21 protein-coding genes are annotated in these 18,817 nt (G+C 63.0%); 7 read left to right on the forward strand and 14 right to left on the reverse strand.

The window, feature by feature from the left end; genetic code table 11:
- Positions 1-39: 39 nt before the first annotated feature.
- The 6 genes from CCC_RS06310 (at position 40) to CCC_RS06325 (ending at position 4,845) form a co-directional block, all read left to right on the forward strand.
- Entirely contained in the window at positions 40-387 is a 348-nt protein-coding gene (locus CCC_RS06310) for a MoaD/ThiS family protein (RefSeq protein ID WP_041040354.1), read from the forward strand.
- A 92-nt stretch (positions 388-479) separates the two neighbouring features.
- Complete coding sequence (gene pqqA / locus CCC_RS23030; protein ID WP_008618162.1) at positions 480-554, forward strand: pyrroloquinoline quinone precursor peptide PqqA; 75 nt, start codon at positions 480-482, stop codon at positions 552-554.
- A gap of 65 nt (positions 555-619) precedes the next feature.
- Positions 620-745, forward strand: a complete 126-nt coding sequence (locus CCC_RS22910) for a hypothetical protein (RefSeq protein ID WP_269078870.1) — start codon at positions 620-622, stop codon at positions 743-745.
- Positions 745-1,257: a urate hydroxylase PuuD gene (locus CCC_RS06315; protein WP_009869714.1), complete on the forward strand. Its 513-nt coding sequence runs from the start codon at positions 745-747 to the stop codon at positions 1,255-1,257. Before CCC_RS22910 ends, CCC_RS06315 begins: the two co-directional genes overlap by 1 nt.
- A gap of 130 nt (positions 1,258-1,387) precedes the next feature.
- Positions 1,388-2,536: a nitric oxide-sensing protein NosP gene (nosP, locus tag CCC_RS06320; protein ID WP_009869715.1), complete on the forward strand. Its 1,149-nt coding sequence runs from the start codon at positions 1,388-1,390 to the stop codon at positions 2,534-2,536.
- Complete coding sequence (locus CCC_RS06325; RefSeq protein WP_009869716.1) at positions 2,533-4,845, forward strand: NahK/ErcS family hybrid sensor histidine kinase/response regulator; 2,313 nt, start codon at positions 2,533-2,535, stop codon at positions 4,843-4,845. The genes nosP and CCC_RS06325 overlap by 4 nt, the downstream gene beginning before the upstream one ends.
- Here CCC_RS06325 and CCC_RS06330 read toward each other — a convergent pair.
- On the reverse strand, positions 4,839-5,501 hold the full coding sequence (locus CCC_RS06330; protein WP_009869717.1) for a LuxR C-terminal-related transcriptional regulator: 663 nt from the start codon (positions 5,499-5,501) through the stop codon (positions 4,839-4,841). The two genes, CCC_RS06325 and CCC_RS06330, sit on opposite strands and share 7 nt — an antisense overlap.
- Positions 5,502-5,683: 182 nt before the next feature.
- Between CCC_RS06330 and CCC_RS22915 the strand changes: the two genes are divergently transcribed.
- Positions 5,684-6,418 carry a TonB family protein gene (locus tag CCC_RS22915; protein ID WP_009869718.1) on the forward strand — a complete coding sequence of 245 codons (735 nt, stop codon included), beginning with the start codon at positions 5,684-5,686 and terminating at the stop codon, positions 6,416-6,418.
- On the opposite strand, the gene CCC_RS06340 is transcribed toward CCC_RS22915, so the two are convergent.
- From CCC_RS06340 to CCC_RS06400, 13 genes are all read right to left on the reverse strand, one after another.
- On the reverse strand, positions 6,405-7,895 hold the full coding sequence (locus CCC_RS06340; protein WP_152619710.1) for a sensor histidine kinase: 1,491 nt from the start codon (positions 7,893-7,895) through the stop codon (positions 6,405-6,407). The genes CCC_RS22915 and CCC_RS06340 overlap by 14 nt on opposite strands.
- Before the next feature lie 38 nt (positions 7,896-7,933).
- The gene (locus tag CCC_RS06345; RefSeq protein ID WP_160295515.1) at positions 7,934-8,680 is read right to left on the reverse strand and encodes a substrate-binding periplasmic protein; all 747 of its coding nucleotides are present in this window, start codon (positions 8,678-8,680) and stop codon (positions 7,934-7,936) included.
- A 171-nt stretch (positions 8,681-8,851) separates the two neighbouring features.
- Entirely contained in the window at positions 8,852-10,129 is a 1,278-nt protein-coding gene (gene eno, locus CCC_RS06350; protein WP_009869721.1) for a phosphopyruvate hydratase, read from the reverse strand.
- A 28-nt stretch (positions 10,130-10,157) separates the two neighbouring features.
- Positions 10,158-11,006, reverse strand: coding sequence for a 3-deoxy-8-phosphooctulonate synthase (gene kdsA, locus CCC_RS06355; RefSeq protein WP_009869722.1), 849 nt, complete (start codon positions 11,004-11,006; stop codon positions 10,158-10,160).
- An 11-nt stretch (positions 11,007-11,017) separates the two neighbouring features.
- Positions 11,018-12,643, reverse strand: a complete 1,626-nt coding sequence (locus tag CCC_RS06360; RefSeq protein ID WP_009869723.1) for a CTP synthase — start codon at positions 12,641-12,643, stop codon at positions 11,018-11,020.
- Between the two features lie 93 nt (positions 12,644-12,736).
- Entirely contained in the window at positions 12,737-13,075 is a 339-nt protein-coding gene (gene secG, locus CCC_RS06365) for a preprotein translocase subunit SecG (protein ID WP_009869724.1), read from the reverse strand.
- 346 nt (positions 13,076-13,421) lie between these two features.
- The gene (gene tpiA, locus CCC_RS06370; RefSeq protein WP_009869725.1) at positions 13,422-14,177 is read right to left on the reverse strand and encodes a triose-phosphate isomerase; all 756 of its coding nucleotides are present in this window, start codon (positions 14,175-14,177) and stop codon (positions 13,422-13,424) included.
- A gap of 67 nt (positions 14,178-14,244) precedes the next feature.
- Positions 14,245-15,357 (reverse strand): methyltransferase domain-containing protein, encoded by a 1,113-nt coding sequence (locus tag CCC_RS21080; RefSeq protein WP_152619711.1) that lies wholly within the window; start codon positions 15,355-15,357, stop codon positions 14,245-14,247.
- Between the two features lie 198 nt (positions 15,358-15,555).
- Entirely contained in the window at positions 15,556-15,990 is a 435-nt protein-coding gene (locus tag CCC_RS06380) for a hemerythrin family protein (RefSeq protein WP_009869727.1), read from the reverse strand.
- Positions 15,991-16,169: 179 nt separating this feature from the next.
- Positions 16,170-16,691, reverse strand: a complete 522-nt coding sequence (locus CCC_RS06385; RefSeq protein WP_009869728.1) for a hypothetical protein — start codon at positions 16,689-16,691, stop codon at positions 16,170-16,172.
- Positions 16,692-16,701: 10 nt separating this feature from the next.
- Entirely contained in the window at positions 16,702-17,841 is a 1,140-nt protein-coding gene (locus CCC_RS06390) for an NAD(P)/FAD-dependent oxidoreductase (RefSeq protein ID WP_009869729.1), read from the reverse strand.
- Between the two features lie 103 nt (positions 17,842-17,944).
- On the reverse strand, positions 17,945-18,175 hold the full coding sequence (locus CCC_RS06395) for a sulfurtransferase TusA family protein (RefSeq protein ID WP_009869730.1): 231 nt from the start codon (positions 18,173-18,175) through the stop codon (positions 17,945-17,947).
- A gap of 30 nt (positions 18,176-18,205) precedes the next feature.
- Positions 18,206-18,607: a hypothetical protein gene (locus CCC_RS06400; RefSeq protein WP_009869731.1), complete on the reverse strand. Its 402-nt coding sequence runs from the start codon at positions 18,605-18,607 to the stop codon at positions 18,206-18,208.
- Between the last annotated feature and the right edge of the window lie 210 nt (positions 18,608-18,817).

The following is an 18,817-nucleotide window of genomic DNA, read 5'->3' on the forward strand; positions in this document are numbered from 1 at the left end:
CTTCATCAAGCCCTGTTCGGCAGGAGAATGACCCCGATCATGACGGCACGCCTCAATACATGCATTTCATCTCCTGGTATTGGCGACAATTCCGGCCTTGCTCCCACCATCAGCGTCACGGTGAAGCTGTTCAACAGCCTGTCGCCTTACGCCGGTGGTTCGGCGCCGCTGCGCCTGGACGTGCCTGCCGGAACCGTGATCGGCGAGCTTGCAGCCCGTTTTCATGTGCCTCGGGATAAGATCTTCCTGGTGCTGGTGAACGGCAAGGACGTCACCCGCCAGCTTGGCGCCCCGGTCAATCTGGACCGCGAACTCGACGATGGCGACGAAGTGGCCTTGTCCGGCCCGGTTCCCTATTCCTGGGGCTATGGCGCCCCCATCGTTTAGATGGCCTTAGACCTATTGGCAATTTCGGCCCTGGGCCACCCGGCATAAAGTCGTCTCGTGTATCCCTCTCTCTCCAACCGTGAGGATCTGCCATGAAGTGGGAAAAGCCGGCTTACTGCGATCTGCGCATGGGCTTCGAAGTCACCGCCTACGTTTTCGTGCGCTGAGGATTGGTGGGAAGGGAGTTCGCACAGGCTCCCTTCCCATGGCCCTTGTCGAGAAGAGCCGCTCTATGACTCCTCCTCCCTTCCCGCACCGCTGTATCCTTGATTCCATTGGCGGGACACTGGCCTGCGGCCTGGCTCTGAGTCTGGTGGCGGGAATCGCCCTGCGCCTGATGGCCCTGGGCCATCCGTGATGGCCCTTTCCTCCGCCCTGATCGATCTGGCCCTGCGCTGGATTCATGTGGGCGGCGCCCTGATATGGATCGGGCACAATTACGCCAATTTCATCTCGCGCCCCCATTTCGTCCCCTTCGCCGGGGACGGTTCGGGGCTTGATCCGACGGGCCATGACTTCCAGGCCCGCCTGGCGCGCGAACACGGGACTTTCCGCTGGGCTTCGGTGGTGGTGTGGTGCACCGGTCTGGCCATGCTGGCCCGCGCCGGTATCGTGACCGAGGCGCTGAGCCTGTCGGGCGCCGCCGCTCCCATCGGCCTTGGCTTTTGGATCGGGACCCTGATGGTCGCCAATCTCTGGCTGGTCCTGTGGCCCCACCAGAAGAAGGTCCTTGGCTTCGTCGCCGCCCCTTTCGAAGAACGGGTGAGATGCTCGCGGGTGACGTTCCTGTCGGCCAGGGTCAACACCTTGCTGTCCATCCCGCTGCTTGGGCTGATGGTCGGCGGGGCGCACGGCCTTCTCCTGAACTGAGGGCGCCCCATCCATGCCCCCCAATGAACGCGCACCGTACAACCGCGGAAATACTATTCTGCGCCAGGGCATGGTACATTCGGCGAAACCGCCGGGAGCCAACAGGCGGAGCGAGGGAGCGCGCGCGGAGGTGAATTCCGCCGAATACGGAGTGAAGCGCGGGTTCAGTCAGGCAGCGGACGCCCACCAGGCCGTGACGGAACTGCGCGCCCAGATCGACCAGCCCGACACGGCGCTGGTGCTGTTGTTCTGCTCGCCCGCCTACGACCTCGAGCAATTGGGCCCGGCCATCGCCGAGGCCTTTGGCGATACGCTGACGCTGGGCTGCACCACGGCCGGTGAAATCACCCCACAGGGCTATTGCACCGGATCGCTGACCGGCCTGTCCCTCAACCGCGATGCCTGCCATGCCGACGCGGTGCATATCGACCGCCTGTCCGAATTCGCCTTCAGCCATGGCCTCGATTCCGTGCGCGAGGTTCTGGCCCGCATGGCCCAGACCGAGGGGCCCGATTTCGCCAGCGGAACCTTCGCCATGCTGATGATCGACGGCATGTCCAGCGCCGAGGATTCGGTCCTGTCCGCCCTGCATGCCGGGTTGGGGGAAATCCCCCTGTTCGGTGGCTCGGCCGGTGACGACCTCGAGTTCCGGCGCACCTGGGTCTACAAGGACGGCTGTTTCCATTCGGATATGGCGGCCCTGGTCCTGGTCCACACCCCTTATCCCTTCCGGGTGTTCAAGACCCAGCATTTCGTCGGCTCGGACACCAAGATGGTGATTACCGGCGCCGATCCGCTGCACCGCATCGTGACCGAGATCAACGCCGAACCGGCCGGACGCGAATTCGCCCGCATGCTGGGCATGGAAGTGGAAGAGCTGACCCCCATGATCTTCGCCACCCATCCGGTGGTGGTGCGGGTGGGCGGCGCCGATTACGTCCGCTCCATCCAGAAGGTCAATCCCGACGGCTCGCTGTCCTTCTTCTGCGCCATCGACGAGGGTCTGGTCCTGTCGGTGGCCCAGACCGTGGAGCCCTACGACAATCTGGCCCAGGTCTTCGACGATCTTCAGGCCGAGATCGGGCCGCCGCAGTTGATCATCGGCTGCGAATGCGTGCTGCGCTCCTTGGAAATGGAGCGGACCCAGATGAAAAAGCGCATGGGCGAGTTGCTGATCGCCAATAACGTGGTCGGCTTCAACACCTATGGCGAGCAGTTCAACGCCATGCACGTCAATCAGACCTTCACCGGCGTGGCCTTGGGCCGCACCCGGCGATGACGGCGCCCCCCGAATCCGCTGCCGCCGAGGCTGCTGAACTGGCTCGGCTGCGGACCGAGAACGAGAAGCTGCGCAAGATCAATAAGGTTCTGATGGACCGTGTCGAGCGCGCCACCGACTGGCAGGGCAACGCCTTTTCCCTATTCCAAGCCTCCATCGTCCTGGAAGGGCGGGTCGAGGAACGGACCATTCAGTTGGAAGCCGCCCTGCGCCAGCTGGAATCGGTCAATGCCGACCTGTCGCGGGCCAAGGAAACCGCCGAGAAGGCTCAGCAGCGCCTGCGAGATGCCATCGAGACCGTCCCGGAAGGCTTCGCCCTTTTCGATTCCGATGACCGGCTGGTGCTGTGGAACAGCAATTACGTGGGCCTGCTCAAGGTCCTGGGCCAGAATGTCCGGGTCGGCACCCCCTTCGCCGAGGTGATCCATACCGCCGTCGCCAACGGCGCCATCCGCGACGCCATCGGCCGCGAAGAGGAATGGGCGGCCGAGCGCATCGCCTATCACCATCATCCCGGCCGCTCGTATATCTACCGCCTCAATGACGGCCGGTGGGTCCAGGTCAACGAACGCCGCACCCAGGAAGGCGGCACCGTCTCGCTATATACCGACATCACCGAAATCAAGGAGATGGAGGAAAAGCGGCGCGAACGCGAACTGGCGGAAAAATCCGTCCTGCTGCAAGCCACCCTGGAAAGCCTGACCCAGGGCGTCGCGGTGTTCGATCGCAGCCTGAGGCTGGTGGCCTGGAACCAGCGCTATATCGATCTGCATCGCTTCCCCGACGGGCTGGTGCACGAAGGCACCCATTATTCCGAAGTGTTGCGGATCAATGCCGAGCGGGGCGAATACGGCCCCGGCGATCCGCTCGATTATGTGGCGGGCCGCATCGCGGCGGCCTTGACCAACCTTCCCCGCGCCTTCGAGCGGCAATTGTCCGACGGCCGCATCGTCGATGTGGCCAGCAACCGCATGCCCGATGGCGGCTTCGTCAACACCTATAGCGAGATCACCGAACGCAAGCTGGCCGATATCAGGCTGCGCGATTCCGAACATCGCCTGAAGATCGCCGCCCGTGAACTGCAACAGGCCAACGAATCCCTGGAACGCCGGGTTGATCAGCGCACGGCGGAACTGAGCGCCGCCAATCAGGCGCTGCATCTGGCCAAGATTTCCGCTGAACTGGCCAATGCCTCCAAGACCAAGTTCCTGGCCGCCGCCAGCCACGACCTGCATCAACCCCTCAACGCCGCGCGCCTGTTCGTGGCCGCCCTGGCGGAACATGACGGCATGGACCGCAATAACCGCGATCTGGTGTCCAGCATCGACAACGCCCTGGAAGCCATCGACGGTCTGTTGCGGGCTTTGTTCGATATTTCCAAACTGGACGCAGGCGTGATGACCGCCGATTTCGCCGATTTCGAAGTCGCCCCCCTGCTGGATCAGTTGCGCAAGGAATACCTGCCCCAGGCCCGCGACAACGGCATTGATCTCAGGGTCATGCCCTGCCGGGCCGCCATTCGCAGCGATCCGCGCCTGCTGGCCCGGATTCTGCGCAACTTCCTGTCCAATGCCCTGCGCTATACCGAGAAGGGCCGGATTCTGCTGGGCTGCAAGCGCAGCGGCAACCGCCTGCTCATCGGCGTCTGGGATTCCGGTATCGGCGTGCCCGAGGAAAAGCTGGCCGAGATTTTCCAGGAATTCCAGCAGGTCGCACTGCCCGGCCGCCGCCGGGAAAAGGGCATGGGCCTGGGACTGGCCATCGTCGAGCGCATCTCGCGCCTGCTCGACCATCCCATCACGGTGCATTCGCGCCTGGGCGTGGGCTCCAGCTTCTCCATCAGCGTGCCGGTGGCCGAACGCGCCACCATGGAAGCGCTGCCCAGCCAGGTGGCGACCATGGCCGCCGACCGCGATGCGCTGGGCGGCCTGTCCGTTCTGGCCATCGATGACGATCCCAGCGGGCTCGAGGCCATTACCGCCCTGCTCAGCGCCTGGAAATGCCGGGTCACCCCCATCCGGTCACGGGCGGACCTGCAGATCTGGCTGGCGGCGGATCAACCGGCACCGCAACTGGTGATCGCCGACTACCATCTGGGCGACGGCAGCAACGGCGTCATGCTGATCGGTGAGTTGCGGGTCCGCTTCGGCAACGGACTTCCCGCCTTCGTGGTCACCAGCGACCGGACCCCGGCCTTGCGGGCCAGTCTCAAGGAGCTGGGGCTGTCCATGCTGCCCAAGCCGGTCCAGCCCGCCCGTCTGCGGGCCCTGATTTCCCATCTGACTCGAGGCGCGAGAGGGCTTCAGTAAGCCCGCGCCGTGTTCTGGGCAGTCATCCGCGCGCCGCCCTCATCGTCTTCGATCCGCTTGGTCTTGATCACCGCCTGGGTGCGGGAATGAACCCGCAATTTGCGCAGCACCGAGGAGACGTGGACCTTCACCGTGGTATCGGAAACCTGCAATTCATAGGCGATCTGCTTATTGGAGCACCCCCGAACCAAGGCTTCCAGCACCATGCGCTCGCGCACGGTCAAGGTATCGACCCTTTCGCCGGATTCCGAGCGGCGGCGTCCCTTGGCATCCACCAGCGGCGGATAGGTGCTTCCGTCAAGGACCACGGCGATGGCCTGCAACATCTCTTCTCGGGTCAGGGATTTGGAAATGAAGCCAGCGGCGCCGCAGACCAGGGCGTGGAAGGCCACCGCCGCCGATTCCACCGATGAAAACAGAATCACCGGGACATCGGGCGCCGCGATGGACAGGCGCACCAGTCCGGTCAGCCCATCGGAATCACTCAGCGCCTGATCCACCAGCATCAGGCGGACGCCATCACCGGCAGCCAGCACGTCGAGAACGTCGGCAACGCTGGCCGCCTCCAGGCACCTGGCGGAGGGCAGCGCCACCTCCATCAAGGTGCGCAGAACCTCGCGGAACAGCGGATGACGATCAGCGACCAGGACCAGCATCGACCCACCTTGTCTAAGGGTCATGGACGACGGCCCGGACCCGGCTTTCATGGCGGCGATTATCGGCAAGCCCGTCCGTCACGCCTATTGGCAATTGGTCCATTGCCCAGGCCATCGCCGGGCGGGGGCTCGTGCCCATAAGTCGAATACTCCCGGCTTTAGGGCCATGCCATATTGGCCCCATGACTGCGGAGGTCCACGAGTTGGGCATGGCGTGCACAGATCGCGGCGGCGTGATCCCCCCGGCCCTGCTCGGCCAGGCGGGCATAGCCCTGTCCGCCGCGCTTCATCTGGCCGCCGCCATGATTCTTCTCGATAAAGCGGTACCGGCACCGCCCGAGGAATTCCCGGCATCCATGGTCGTCGAGATCGCTTCCGAAGCGCCCCGCCCCCAGGAATCCCCTCATGCGGCGCCAAGGGCGGAGCCCGAGGCCCAGCCCCCTGCTCCCACGCCGAAACCTGCGGCGGCCAGGGTCCGAACCAAACCGGCCACGCCGCCGCCCGCGGCCCCTGGCGGCCCAGCCGTCTCCGCCGCGCCTTTTCCCCAGGGCGAGACCGCCCCGGCCATGGAGGCCGCCGCGCCGCCGATCTCGGCCCCGCCCCCCAAGACGGCAGAGGCGTCTTCGATCAGTTACGGCGTCTATGCCGGGCGCCTGCACGACCTCATCGCCCGCCATCGCGTCTATCCGCCGCAATCCCTCCGGCGGCGGGAAGAGGGAGATGTGCGCCTGCGCATCCTGATGGGACAGGACGGGCGTCTGCTCGATATCGTCAATCTCGCGGTCGCCTCGGTTCATCTGACCCAGGCCGCCCGCCAGGCGGTGGAACAGGCGGCCCCGTTCGATCCTCCCCCCACATCCGGCGAAGGCACGCATCAAATCGCTTTCGACGTCACCGTGATGTTCAGGCTCCGGTAACGCAGCCCTCGGCGTGGGGCAAATGAATGGTTACCGCCGTCCCGCCCCCCAATTCGCTGTCCACGACAATGGCGGCCTGATGCAGGTCGATGATGCGCTTGACGATATAGAGCCCGAGACCGGCACCCCGGACCCCGTTCACCAAGGTCGAGCGGAAGTATTTATGGAAAATAAGGTCCTTGTCGTCGGGCGATATGCCGACTCCATGATCCTGGACGCGGATGGATAGTCCCGTCCCCCTCCGATCCAGGCTGACGGTGACCGGCTTATCCGATGGCGAATATTTGATGGCGTTGTCCAAGAGATTGGAAACCGCAATCCGCAGCAGAGCGCCATCCGCCACAACAACGAGAGGCGCGTCACCGCCACAGAAAGAGATCCGGCCCGGCATGGCACTGGCGAAATCGCGGCACAGATCCCCGATCAGGGCCGCCATATCCGTCGGCTGGGCGTGCAGGATCATCTCACCCGCGTCAAGGCGCTCGTCGGTCAGACAAACGTCCAGTAGGGCGGTAAGCCGTCCCACCGCGCGGTGAATCTTGCCGACCTCCTCCCTGGAGTCTTGGCCAAGCTCTCCTTGCAGCGACAGCAATTGGCCCGATGCGCCGATAATGGCCAGGGGAAGTCGGAATTCGTGGGAAACCATGCCCAGAAAATTGCGAAGCTCGAGGCGCATACGATGCTCGCCCTCGGCAGCGGCCTCCGCCCGACGTTTGGCTTCGCTCAGGCAATGGTTGGCGGCTTCCAGGTCGCGGGTACGCTCGGAGACCCTCTGGTTCAGGTCGGCATTGGCTTGCCGCAGATCGGATTCCGCCTGGACCAATCTGCGGACTGCCCGTGACAGCCGATCGGCCATGGCGATGAATCCATCGTCCAGCCGGTCGATCTCATCCCCGTCCTTGCGGATGGGCCGGTCACCGTCGAGGGACGGCAGATTCATCTGGGGCGCAAGATTCTCCATGCGTCCCTCAAGCCGCACCAGACGCTCGGTCACCAGCTTGCGAAACAGCAGCAGCATGAAGCCCGCCACCAGGAAGGTCTTGATTGCGTTGCTCCCCACCTGGACCAGAGCGCGCTTCGCCACGCGAAGATAAATGGAATCCAGACTGGCCTGGACCGTCAGGGTTCCCAGCGGCCGACGGGAACCGTTGGCGTCATAATCTAACGCATAGACGCGTTCCACCGCTGGCGATGAAGGGGTTCCCAAACTCCAGAGGGAGTCTCGGGTCACGGTGACGATGGAGGCGGCCTCGATGTCGGGCAAATCGACCAGAGCCTTCAGCCCCAGTTGAATTTGCCGGTCATTGAACGTCCAGACACCGGCGGCGAAAGACGGCAACAAGACCCTGACCTCGTCCAGACGGCGCTCGAGATCCTCGACCTGCTGGCGATAGTCGGAAAACAGCTGTACCACGGTGATGATCAGCGTCGCGACCGAACTGAATAGGATGGTGAGAACCACCATCCTGACGCCCACCCGCCGCTTCCCATGGACGCTAAACCAGGCCAAGGCGGCTAGTCCCCAGCCATCAGAGCCCGAATATTCATGGCCTTGACCAGCTTTTCCAGCCGAGCCATGGTCGCCGCCGCATCGGGATAGGTCTTGGACAGGACCAGATAGACCGGTGTGCGGCCGATGACCCGCGAATCCAGAGTGGCGATGGGACGATAGGACAGGGAATCCCGCGCATTGGCCTCGTAGGACAGCAGGTATTCCGCCCGTCCGGCGGCCAGCATGCGAAAGGCGGAATCAAGGTTTTCCGCGACTTCGAGCTCCACCCGATTGGCCGGGTCCCGGAAATAGGAAATCATCCCGGCATAGGTATAGCCGTTGACGACGATCAGGCTGTGCCCGGCAAGGTCCTCCTTGCGCGCGACCGGAGCGGTACCGCCCAGGAAATAGACCCTTGGCTCCTGAACGATGACCGGCTCCGAACTGACCAGGCAACACTCGTCCAGGAAGGGCATGCGCACCAGCATGGAAAAATTGAAACTTCCATCCTGCAAGCCCTTGACCAGCCTCGGGGCTGGGTAGGAGGCTCCCTTCCAGGGAATGCCCGCGGCGGCGAACAGCGAGCGCGAGACGCGGTACAGGGCGCCGTCCAGCCTGCCCTTGGCCGTGGTGTAGGCCATGGGCGGCGCATCATTGAAGGCGGCGACGATGACAGCCGGACCGACCGAATCACTTGTTTCGGCTGCGGCGAATGCCCCGCGCGTCGTAACAGCCGCGAGAAACAAGAGGATCAGGACGGAGGAACGCAATCTGCCAACCATTCGGAAATGGGCACCGACCATAAGGCGGCCCGGCCTCAAGGATCATGGAAATATTATATGGCCGAACCCGTGTCTGTCGATGGCCGGTTCAGCCTCGCCACAGATGAGAACGGCCGAGCAGTTTCCTGCCCGGCCGTCGGCATTTCGGTCAGTGAAAGCCTAACGCTTCATGATGGTCTGGCCGGCATAGCGGGCGGCCGAGCCCAGAAGCTCCTCGATGCGGATCAGCTGGTTGTACTTGGCGATACGGTCGGAACGCGACAGCGAGCCGGTCTTGATCTGGCCGCAATTGGTGGCGACCGCCAGATCGGCAATGGTCGAATCCTCGGTCTCGCCCGAACGATGGCTCATGACGGCGGTGTAGCCCGCCTTATGGGCCATATCGACGGCTTCCAGGGTCTCGGACAGGGTGCCGATCTGGTTGACCTTGACCAGGATGGAATTGGCCAAGCCCTTGTCGATGCCCATGGACAGACGCTCGGGGTTGGTGACGAACAGATCGTCGCCCACCAGCTGCACCTTGGCGCCCAGCGCGTCGGTCAGCAGTTCCCAGCCCACCAGATCGTCCTCGGCGCAGCCGTCTTCGATGGAGATGATGGGGTAAGAGCCCACCAGCTTGGCGTAGAACTTGACCAGGCCCTTCTGGTCGTAGGTCTTCTTGGCGCCCGCCATGACATACTTGCCCTCCTTGAAGAACTCGGAGGAGGCGCAGTCCAGCGCCAGCATGATGTCGTCGCCCGGCTTGTAACCGGCGGTCTCGATGGACTTCATGATGAAGTCCAAGGCCATCTCGGCGCTCTTCAGGTTGGGCGCGAAGCCGCCTTCGTCACCCACATTGGTGTTGTGACCGGCATCCTTCAGGGTCTTCTTCAGGGCGTGGAACACTTCGGCGCCCATGCGGATGGCCTCGGAGCACGACGAGGCGCCCACCGGCATGATCATGAATTCCTGAATGTCGATGGGATTGTCGGCATGCGCGCCGCCATTGATGATGTTCATCATGGGAACCGGCAGGATGGAGGCGAAGGCGCCGCCCACATAACGGTACAGCGGCAGGCCCGATTCCTCGGCCGCGGCCTTGGCGGCGGCCAGGGACACGCCCAGGATGGCATTGGCGCCCAGGCGGGACTTGTTGGGGGTGCCGTCCAGATCGATCATGGTCTTGTCGATGAGGATCTGGTCTTCCACATCCATGCCCGACAGGGCGTCGTAGATCTCGCCGTTGACCGAGTCACAGGCCTTCTGCACACCCTTGCCCAGATAACGCTTCTTGTCGCCGTCGCGCAGTTCGCAGGCCTCGTGAACGCCGGTGGAGGCGCCCGACGGAACGGCGGCGCGGCCGATCACGCCGGTCTCCAGCACGACGTCGACCTCGACGGTGGGGTTGCCGCGCGAATCCAGAATTTCGCGGCCGTGGATATCGATAATGGCGGTCATCGGAACTCTCCCCTGGGAATTATTGGGATCAGTCTAAGGAAACGGGATAGGACTTGGCGGTGGCGTCGAGCTTCATCAGCACGTCGACCAGGGCTGGCATATCCTTCAAAGCGATCATGTTGGGGCCGTCGGACGGCGCATGATCGGGATCGGGATGGCATTCGATGAAGACACCGGCGACGCCGATGGCGACGGCGGCACGGGCCAGGACGGGAGCGAAGCGGCGGTCGCCGCCCGAGGAATTGCCCTGTCCGCCCGGCGACTGTACTGCATGGGTGGCGTCCATGATCACCGGCCAGCCAGTCTTACCCATGATGGGCAGGCCGCGCATATCGGTGACCAGGGTGTTATAGCCGAAGCTGGCCCCGCGCTCGGTCAGCAGGATGCGCGAATTGCCGGTGCTTTCGATTTTGGCGGCCACATTGGCCATGTCCCAGGGCGCCAGGAACTGGCCCTTCTTGACATTGATCACCGCCCCGGTGCGCCCGGCGGCGACCAGCAAATCGGTCTGGCGGCAGAGGAAGGCGGGAATCTGCAACACGTCCACCGCCTTGGCGGCGATGACGCATTGTTCCTCGGTATGGACGTCGGTCAGCACCGGCAGACCGAACTTGGCCTTGATCTCGGCGAAGATGGGCAGGGCCTTGTCCAATCCCACGCCGCGACGGCCTGCCAGCGAGGTGCGATTGGCCTTGTCGAAGGATGATTTGTAGATCAGCGAGATCCCGGCCTCGGAAGCGACGGTCTTCAGCGCCTCGGCGCATTCCAGGGCGTGGTCGCGGCTTTCCATCTGGCAGGGACCGGCGATCAGCACCAAAGGCAGATCGTTGCCGAGAATGACATCATTGACGGCAACGTGATGGCGGGTCTGGGTCATGGAGCGGGCCTCTAGACGAGACGCGACTGACGGACCGCCGCCGCGATGAAGCTGGTGAACAGCGGATGCGGATCGAAGGGCTTGGACTTGAGTTCCGGGTGGAACTGAACGCCGACGAACCACGGATGATCCGGAATCTCGACGATCTCGGGCAGCACACCGTCGGGCGACAGGCCGGAGAAGGACAGACCCGTCTTCTCCAGATCGGCCCGATAACCCATATTGACCTCGTAGCGATGCCGATGGCGCTCGGAAATGCGGCCCTGGCCGTAGATCTCGCGCACGCGCGAGCCCTGCTTCAGGTCGCATTCATAGGCGCCCAGACGCATGGTGCCGCCCAGATCACCGGACGCGGCCCGCTTTTCCAGCATATTGCCCTTCATCCACTCGGTCATCAGGCCGACCACGGGATTGTCGCAGGGGCCGAACTCGGTGGAACTGGCATCCTTGTAACCGGCCAGATTGCGCGCCGCCTCGATCACCGCCATCTGCATGCCGAAGCAGATGCCGAAATAGGGAACCTTGCGCTCGCGGGCGAAGCGCACCGCCTCGACTTTGCCGAAGGCGCCGCGCTCGCCGAAGCCGCCGGGCACCAGAATGCCGTCACAGGGCTCCAGATGCTGGACCACGTCGCCCTGTTCGAAGATCTGGCTGTCGATCCAGTTCAGGTTGACACGCACGTTATTGGCGATGCCGCCGTGGTACAGCGCCTCGGCCAGAGACTTATAACTGTCGAGCAGGCTGATATACTTGCCGACCACCGCGATGGTGACCTCGCCCTCGGGCTGGCGGATGCGCTCGACGATGGTGGTCCAGCGCTTCAAATCCGGCATGGGCGCGTCCAGGCCGAAATGGCGGCAGACGACGGCATCCATGCCCTGCTCGTGATAGGAAACCGGCACCTGATAGATGGAATCCACGTCCAGCGCCGGAATGACCGCGGCAGGCGCCACGTTGCAGAACAGGGCGATCTTCTTGCGGTCGCCCTCGGGGATCTCCCGGTCACAACGGCACATCAGCATGTCCGGCTGGATCCCCACCGACAGCAATTCCTTGACCGAATGCTGGGTGGGCTTGGTCTTCAACTCGCCCGCAGAGGGGATATAGGGCACCAGGGTCAGATGCACGAACATGGTGCGCGCCCGGCCCAGTTCGTTGCCCAACTGGCGGATGGCTTCCAGGAAGGGCAGGCTTTCGATATCGCCCACCGTGCCGCCGATCTCGCACAGACAGAAATCCTCGTCCGTCAGATCGCTTTTGACGAATTCCTTGATGGCGTCGGTGACATGGGGAATCACCTGGACGGTGGCGCCCAGATAGTCGCCGCGCCGTTCCTTGGCGATCACATTGGAATAGATGCGCCCGGTGGTGATGTTGTCGCTCTTGCGCGACGCCACGCCGGTGAAGCGCTCGTAATGGCCCAGGTCCAGGTCGGTCTCGGCACCGTCATCGGTGACATAGACCTCGCCATGCTGGTAGGGACTCATGGTCCCCGGATCCACGTTGAGATAGGGATCGAGCTTGCGCAGGCGGACCTTGAAGCCACGCGCCTGGAGCAGCGCCCCCAGCGCCGCCGAGGCCAGGCCCTTGCCAAGCGAGGAAACCACACCACCGGTGATGAAGATGAAACGGGTCATCGGACTTTCGCCCTCGCTTTTCGTTTCCCCAAACGCCGTGCCCGCCCCTTGGCCGGGCGGCGACGCCCCCTTGAAATCTTGGTCCGACGGACCCTAGCGCGACAGCGGTGCGCTGGGAGCCGCAGGCTCGACCGGAGCCGCCGGAGCGGCGGGAACGGCCGTGGTCTCGTTCAGCTTGTCGAAGGGCGAGCCGCCGCCGGTCCGCGAATTGGCCAGCAGGGCCAGCCCTAGGCTGGTCACGAAGAACGCCGCCGCCACGATGCCGGTGGTCCGCGTCAGCAGATTGCCAGCCGCCCGGCCAGTCATCAGCCCGCCACCGCTGCCGCCGCCGATGCCCAGGGCCCCGCCCTCCGAGCGCTGAAGCAGGATCACGCCCACCAGCGTCACGGCGAGGATCAGGTGAATGACGAGGATGATCGGAAAGACGTCCATGGATGAGCCACCGGATAATTAGCCGCCCAGAACCAGGCCCCATACGGAACCGGCCAGAGGGCGCGAAGGATTTGTTGCAGGCGTTTTTAGCCCCGGAGAGGGAGGAAGGCTAGTGCAAAGTTCCTTCCCCGCACCTCTTATCCTCAGCTTTCGCACATACACCTGTCATCCCAGGAGGCTGACGATAGTGTTCCGTGCTGTTGACGCTTCGCCGTCCCAGCCAGCAGATTCACCACGAAGGCACGAAGGCATGAAGGAAAAAAGAAGGAGAATTCGATCTCTTCTTCATGCGCCTTCGCGCCTTCGTGGTTCAGCAGCGCAAGCCGTTTCCCACCAACCGGGATCTTCAGCAGCTCTCGGCGATGGCCCAGAAATCCGCCACCTTGAGCGCCGCGCCGCCGATCAGGCCGCCATCCACATCGGGCAGGGCCAGCAATTCCTTGGCGTTGTCCGGCTTCATGGAACCGCCGTAGAGGATGCGCATCTTGCCCGCCTCGGCCGCGCCCACCAGCTTGACCAGTTCGGCGCGGATAGCGGCATGCACTTCCTGCGCCTGGGCGGGCGTGGCGACCCGGCCGGTGCCGATGGCCCAGACCGGCTCATAGGCGATAACCGTATTGGCGGCATTGGCGCCTTCGGGCAGGGAGCCGTTGAGCTGGGAGCGGTTGACCTCGATGGTCTGGCCCGCATCGCGCTGGGCCAGGGTCTCGCCGATACAGACGATGGCCACCAGGCCCGCGCTCAGGGCGGCGGCGGCCTTGGCCTTGACCACATTGTCGGTCTCGGCGTGATCGGTGCGGCGCTCGGAATGGCCGACGATGGCGTATTTGCAGCCCAGATCGGCCAGCATGGCGGGCGAGGTGTCGCCGGTATGAGCGCCCGAGGTCTTGGCGTGGCAATCCTGGCCACCCACCGCCAGCTTGGACCCGGCCAGGGCATCGGCGACGGGGGCGATCAGGGTAAAGGGCGGACAGACCAGCATGTCGCAATTGGGCGAGGCCGACGCCAGCTTGTCGGCCAGGCCCTTGGCCAGCGCCAGACCATCGGCCTTCAGCCCGTTCATCTTCCAGTTCCCGGCGATCAGCTTGCGTCGATTGGTCATGGCGGACTCTCCCCTTGCCTCAAGCGAAATGACTGCGCGCCATATACCACCAGAAAGGCTGGGGCGGCTACCCGGCTTTTCCGAAGGAGCACCAGAAGCCCGGCGCACCCCGGTGCAGGTCGATATCGATCCGAATTTCGGTCAGGCCAGTCTCGGCCGCCAGGGCCCGAAGATAAGGGCGGCTATGGGCGAACTCGCCGGGCTCCATTTCGGCGATCTCCATATCATCGCCCACCGGATCCACGGAGAATGCAAATACCCCGCCCGGCGACAACAGCCGCGCCACATTCGCGAACACTTTGCGCAGGTCAGGAAGATAACAAAGGACGCCAGCCGACATCACCGCGTCGAAAGGCTCCTCCAAACCGGCCATGACCTCCACCAGATCGCCGCACAACAAGGAGGAATAGGCCCCCCGCGTCCGCGCCCTGGCAAGCATGTCGGGGGAAATGTCGATTCCCACCAGCCTGTCCGGCTTCTGGGGCAAGGCCTGACTCAGCAACCCGCTGCCGCACCCCAATTCGAGGACGGAGTCCGGCATGGCCTCGGGGCGCGCATCCTGCACAAGCCTTACCAGCCGCGCCGAGAAATAGTGATGCAGGGGATTGTCGTCATAGGATTGCGATAGGGCGGCGTACTCTCCGACGAAATCGCGCGCAACGGCCTCCGTCGACGCCCAAGCCCGGCCCAGTCGGCTATACATGCTGACCGCCTCTTCCCCCCGTCCCGAGCGGACCAAGGCGGATGCGCCGTTGTGCAAGGCAGGCCTGAAATGGGGATCGAGCGCCAAAGCCTTGCCCAGAATCTCCAAGGCCCGGTCGAAACGCTCCATCAAAAGGTTGGCATAGCCCCATTCGCCCAGAAACGCCAATTCATCGCCGATATGAGGCCAGACAACGGAACACACATGATCAATGTCGGGAAAGCGGCGCATCGCGCCCAGCACCTTGATCAGCCCCATCACGTTATCGGGCGTGCATTGCCGCTGCGCCACCTGATGGAGGAAAGGCAGCGCCGCCTCATGGTCCCCCGAATTGGCCAGGACGATCCCAAGGGCACGCATGACCTGAATGTCGTCCGGTATGAAAGCGTGCAACTGCCGCAGAAGCGAAAGGGCCGTCTCGTACTCTCCGCGCACCGCATGCATGGAGGCAATCCGCAACACCTCATCAGGTGTCATCTCAACCTTGCTCACCGCACCGCCCCATGGCCCCCAAAGTTGGGCGAAGTGTGGGCGCGGGCATCGCCGCACGCAAGAGCAATCTACAACGAATAGGACTCATGACCGGAGTTACAACGGGCCGGGCGGCGCGCTTGGCCTAGACCGGCCCCGCCGGATCCTGGTTCAAGGCCCGGATATGGATGCAATGGCGTCGGTTCAGCCCGATACGCACAAGCTCTGGGGATCGACGGAGAATTGCTGTTGCAATTGTTCCATCAATATCCGGTCGACAACATCCACGTGACCGCGCCACCACTGCTCGATCATATGCGGCATATCCGCCGAGAGTTCGCCGGAAAGATCGCGGATCTCCATCAGCCGCTCCACACGGGTCAGGAATTGCTCGTGGGCCTGCCGATGGACCGAGGCTTCGGAATATGACGGGCAAAGATCCATCAACGCCTCCTCGCGGGCGAAATGCCCTCGGGAATAATCGCTGAGGCGCCGCAGAATGCGGATCGCTTCGTCTCCGACCTCGGCCGCGGCAAAATAGCACCGGAGACTGGAGAGCATCACAGCCATCTCGTCATGCTCGGCGGACAGTTCCGCCTCTACCCTGGCAATGGTCGCCCGCCACTGATTACGCCCCATTTCGCGGTCCCTCCGGCCATCCTAGCTTCGTCGGACAATACGTACTAAATATGACCAAAGTTTTTGCGATATGTGGCGGAACGGTAAATGCACGCTTCTTTCGGGCAGGCATCGTACCGAACAAAAAAGGACGGAGCCGTTTTCCGGCCCCGCCCCTTGCCATGTCGCCTGGATCGCTCTCAGACCTGAGGGCTTTTCGCCAGATAGACGGCGCGCTTCTTGAGTGAACACGAGAAGGAAAGCATGAAGCGCAGCGCTTCCTGGGTTTCCTTCTGCGACAGCATGCGCATGGTGCCGAGCAGGCCGCCACCACCGCCGGGAATGTTGCAGGAATCGATGGCGTCTTCCATGGCGCCCTTGGCCTCGTGAGCCAGGGTGGCCAGGTCCTCGGTTCCCAGATTGTTGGCCATGTGCTCGATGAAGGAGAAGGCGCGGTCCACCATGGAATCGGTGGCCGCCGAGCGCATGGCGTGGATCATGAACAGGGCATCGATCACCGTTTGCAGGGCACCGGTGCGCTGCAAAGTGCCGACGGCGTCAAGCAAGGAGATGATCCCTTCCTTGACGTCGGGCTCGTTGAGCTTGTCCACCACTTCCAGCGCATTGCCGGCGGTGCTGGTCAGGCGCTCGACCATGGAATCGGACAAAGCGTCCTTTACCCCTTGGGCCAGGCGGGCCATGTCGTTGGGCAGTTCGTTCATGACGCCCCTCCTAGAGCAGGCCGCGGGCCGACAGCCAGTACAGTCGGTTATAGGCAAGCTTGAACCAGTGGATCATCTGGGACGGCGGACCCGGATTGGGTGGCGTGGTGTAGTTGAACCACACATAGGTGCCGCTGCCCAGACCGGTCTCGACGAAGCAGAACACCTTGCCGTCATATTCGCGGGCGAAGGTCCCCTCCTGACAGAGCGACACCAGATTGTCGATGGTGACGTCGGCCTCGAAATGGGCGGTGGACCCGGCCTTGGAGATGGGAATATTGGTGGTGTCGCCGACCACGAAGACATTGGTCGAGCCCTCGCGGTGCAGGGTCTTGGTGTTGGTCGGCACCCAGCCGCCCTTGCCCAGACCCGAATCGTCGATCACCTGCGAGCCCTGGTGGGGCGGAATGGTGATCAAAAGGTCATAGGGCAGTTCCGAGCCTTCCATGGACTTCAGCGTCTTCTTCTCGGGATCGACGCTTTCCGTGTTGAAGAAGGTCTCGGACTTGATGCCCAACTTCTCGAATTCCGGCTTGGCCCAATGGGCGACGGGTTCGAGGGCGTGCAGACGGCCGATGGGATAGGTGTAGGTCAGCTCGGTCTTGTCCCACAGGCCCTTGGCCTTGAGGAAGTCGTGGAGCATGAACACCACTTCCAGCGGCGCCACCGGGCATTTGTGCGGAGCATTGACGTTGACGACGATCTTGCCGCCCTGGAACTCGTTCAAGGCCTTGCGCAGCTTGCGGGCGCCGTCCAGGTCGTAGAACCAATGGCCGCCCTCCGTCATGCCGGGAATGTTCTGCGGCATGATGCGCGAACCGGTGGCCAGGACGAGATAGTCGTACTTGAAGGTACGCCCGGCCTCGGTGGTGACCTGATTCTTCTCCACGTCGATATTCTTGGCCGGATCGACGAAGAAGTTGACGCGCTTGTCCAGGACTTTGCGCTGATCGCGGAACAGTTCCGCCTCGCGCATGCGGCCAAAGGGAATATAGAGCAGACCCGGCTGATACATATGGGTCTCGGTGGTGCCCAACATGGTGATGTTGAGTGCACCGGAACGCAGTTCCGCCCCCATCTGACGGCAGATACCATTGGCGACGATGGTGCCCGAAAGCCCCCCGCCGACGATCAGAATCGTCTTCGACATGAACTCCCTCCCTACGAGAGTATTGATGTAGCAATATTTAATCCATGCCGTCTTCGCGGCATTTGCCCCGCCTTTAAGGCGGAATTAGTATGATACTGTACGCCTATTTGGCCTTACGCACCACGACGCTCCAATAGCCGTCATGTTCGGTGGTTTCGACCACGCCATGTCCGACCTTGGCGCACCATGCGGGAATATCGGCGGCAGAGCCCTTGTCCGATGACCACACGTCAACCTCGTCACCGATGGAGGCCAGCTTGAGAGCGGCGATCAGTTCCATCAGCGGACCCGGACAAAAAGCGCCGCGGGCGTCAATCTTCTGGCGTTCGGCCATGATGTTCTTCCTTCTTTGTATGGACGTGGTTCAGATGGTGATGAGTTCGCCGTTCTCGGCATCGGCGAGAAACTTGGTCAGCCCCAAAGGCCCGTCGAACAGGTCCTCGGTCAGGTCCTTGTCCCATTCCCAATGCTTGATATCGAGCACCATGGAACAGACCCACATCTTCATCTCGCCCAGCATCTTGCCCTGGCCGAACAGTTCCACGGCATCCGGTACGTTCTGAGTCTTGAACATCTCGTGGAAGTGACCGCCGTAATAGCGCTCGGCAGGGCTTTTGCCCCGCTGGAAGGCCAGGATGGCGTTCATGGTGACGAACACTTCCACGGGCCGGTCCGAGACGGCGGCGACCGAGGCCACCATGGCGGCCAGCTGGATCTTTTCGTGCTCCCCAGAGCACAGCATCACATAGAGCGGCTTGGACGACATGGGCTCCCCTGCATTCTTATGGTTGGCGCCAGCTTATAAGAACCGGCTTACCTTCGATTTTTATTATATACACAGATTCCAGGGTTTTTCCGCAACAAGATTTCGTCGCCTCGGCGTTGAATATGCCGTTCGATGCGGAACCCGAGACCCCACTTCCATGTTGCGGCCCCCCTGCCCCCTCCTTATTATGCGCGCTGCTCTGCGATGGCC

This window comes from Paramagnetospirillum magnetotacticum MS-1 (assembly GCF_000829825.1).
GTDB classification, from domain to species: domain Bacteria; phylum Pseudomonadota; class Alphaproteobacteria; order Rhodospirillales; family Magnetospirillaceae; genus Phaeospirillum; species Phaeospirillum magnetotacticum.

What these genes read in the sequence shown, in the direction of transcription:
- CCC_RS06310 (WP_041040354.1), top strand. Translation starts at nt 40, where the DNA reads ATGACGGCACGCCTCAATACATGCATTTCATCTCCTGGTATTGGCGAC.
- CCC_RS22910 (WP_269078870.1), top strand. Translation starts at nt 620, where the DNA reads ATGACTCCTCCTCCCTTCCCGCACCGCTGTATCCTTGATTCCATTGGC.
- CCC_RS06315 (WP_009869714.1), top strand. Translation starts at nt 745, where the DNA reads ATGGCCCTTTCCTCCGCCCTGATCGATCTGGCCCTGCGCTGGATTCAT.
- CCC_RS06325 (WP_009869716.1), top strand. Translation starts at nt 2,533, where the DNA reads ATGACGGCGCCCCCCGAATCCGCTGCCGCCGAGGCTGCTGAACTGGCT.
- CCC_RS06330 (WP_009869717.1), bottom strand. Translation starts at nt 5,501, where the DNA reads ATGCTGGTCCTGGTCGCTGATCGTCATCCGCTGTTCCGCGAGGTTCTG.
- CCC_RS22915 (WP_009869718.1), top strand. Translation starts at nt 5,684, where the DNA reads ATGACTGCGGAGGTCCACGAGTTGGGCATGGCGTGCACAGATCGCGGC.
- eno (WP_009869721.1), bottom strand. Translation starts at nt 10,129, where the DNA reads ATGACCGCCATTATCGATATCCACGGCCGCGAAATTCTGGATTCGCGC.
- kdsA (WP_009869722.1), bottom strand. Translation starts at nt 11,006, where the DNA reads ATGACCCAGACCCGCCATCACGTTGCCGTCAATGATGTCATTCTCGGC.
- CCC_RS06360 (WP_009869723.1), bottom strand. Translation starts at nt 12,643, where the DNA reads ATGACCCGTTTCATCTTCATCACCGGTGGTGTGGTTTCCTCGCTTGGC.
- secG (WP_009869724.1), bottom strand. Translation starts at nt 13,075, where the DNA reads ATGGACGTCTTTCCGATCATCCTCGTCATTCACCTGATCCTCGCCGTG.
- tpiA (WP_009869725.1), bottom strand. Translation starts at nt 14,177, where the DNA reads ATGACCAATCGACGCAAGCTGATCGCCGGGAACTGGAAGATGAACGGG.
- CCC_RS21080 (WP_152619711.1), bottom strand. Translation starts at nt 15,357, where the DNA reads ATGACACCTGATGAGGTGTTGCGGATTGCCTCCATGCATGCGGTGCGC.
- CCC_RS06380 (WP_009869727.1), bottom strand. Translation starts at nt 15,990, where the DNA reads ATGGGGCGTAATCAGTGGCGGGCGACCATTGCCAGGGTAGAGGCGGAA.
- CCC_RS06385 (WP_009869728.1), bottom strand. Translation starts at nt 16,691, where the DNA reads ATGAACGAACTGCCCAACGACATGGCCCGCCTGGCCCAAGGGGTAAAG.
- CCC_RS06390 (WP_009869729.1), bottom strand. Translation starts at nt 17,841, where the DNA reads ATGTCGAAGACGATTCTGATCGTCGGCGGGGGGCTTTCGGGCACCATC.
- CCC_RS06395 (WP_009869730.1), bottom strand. Translation starts at nt 18,175, where the DNA reads ATGGCCGAACGCCAGAAGATTGACGCCCGCGGCGCTTTTTGTCCGGGT.
- CCC_RS06400 (WP_009869731.1), bottom strand. Translation starts at nt 18,607, where the DNA reads ATGTCGTCCAAGCCGCTCTATGTGATGCTGTGCTCTGGGGAGCACGAA.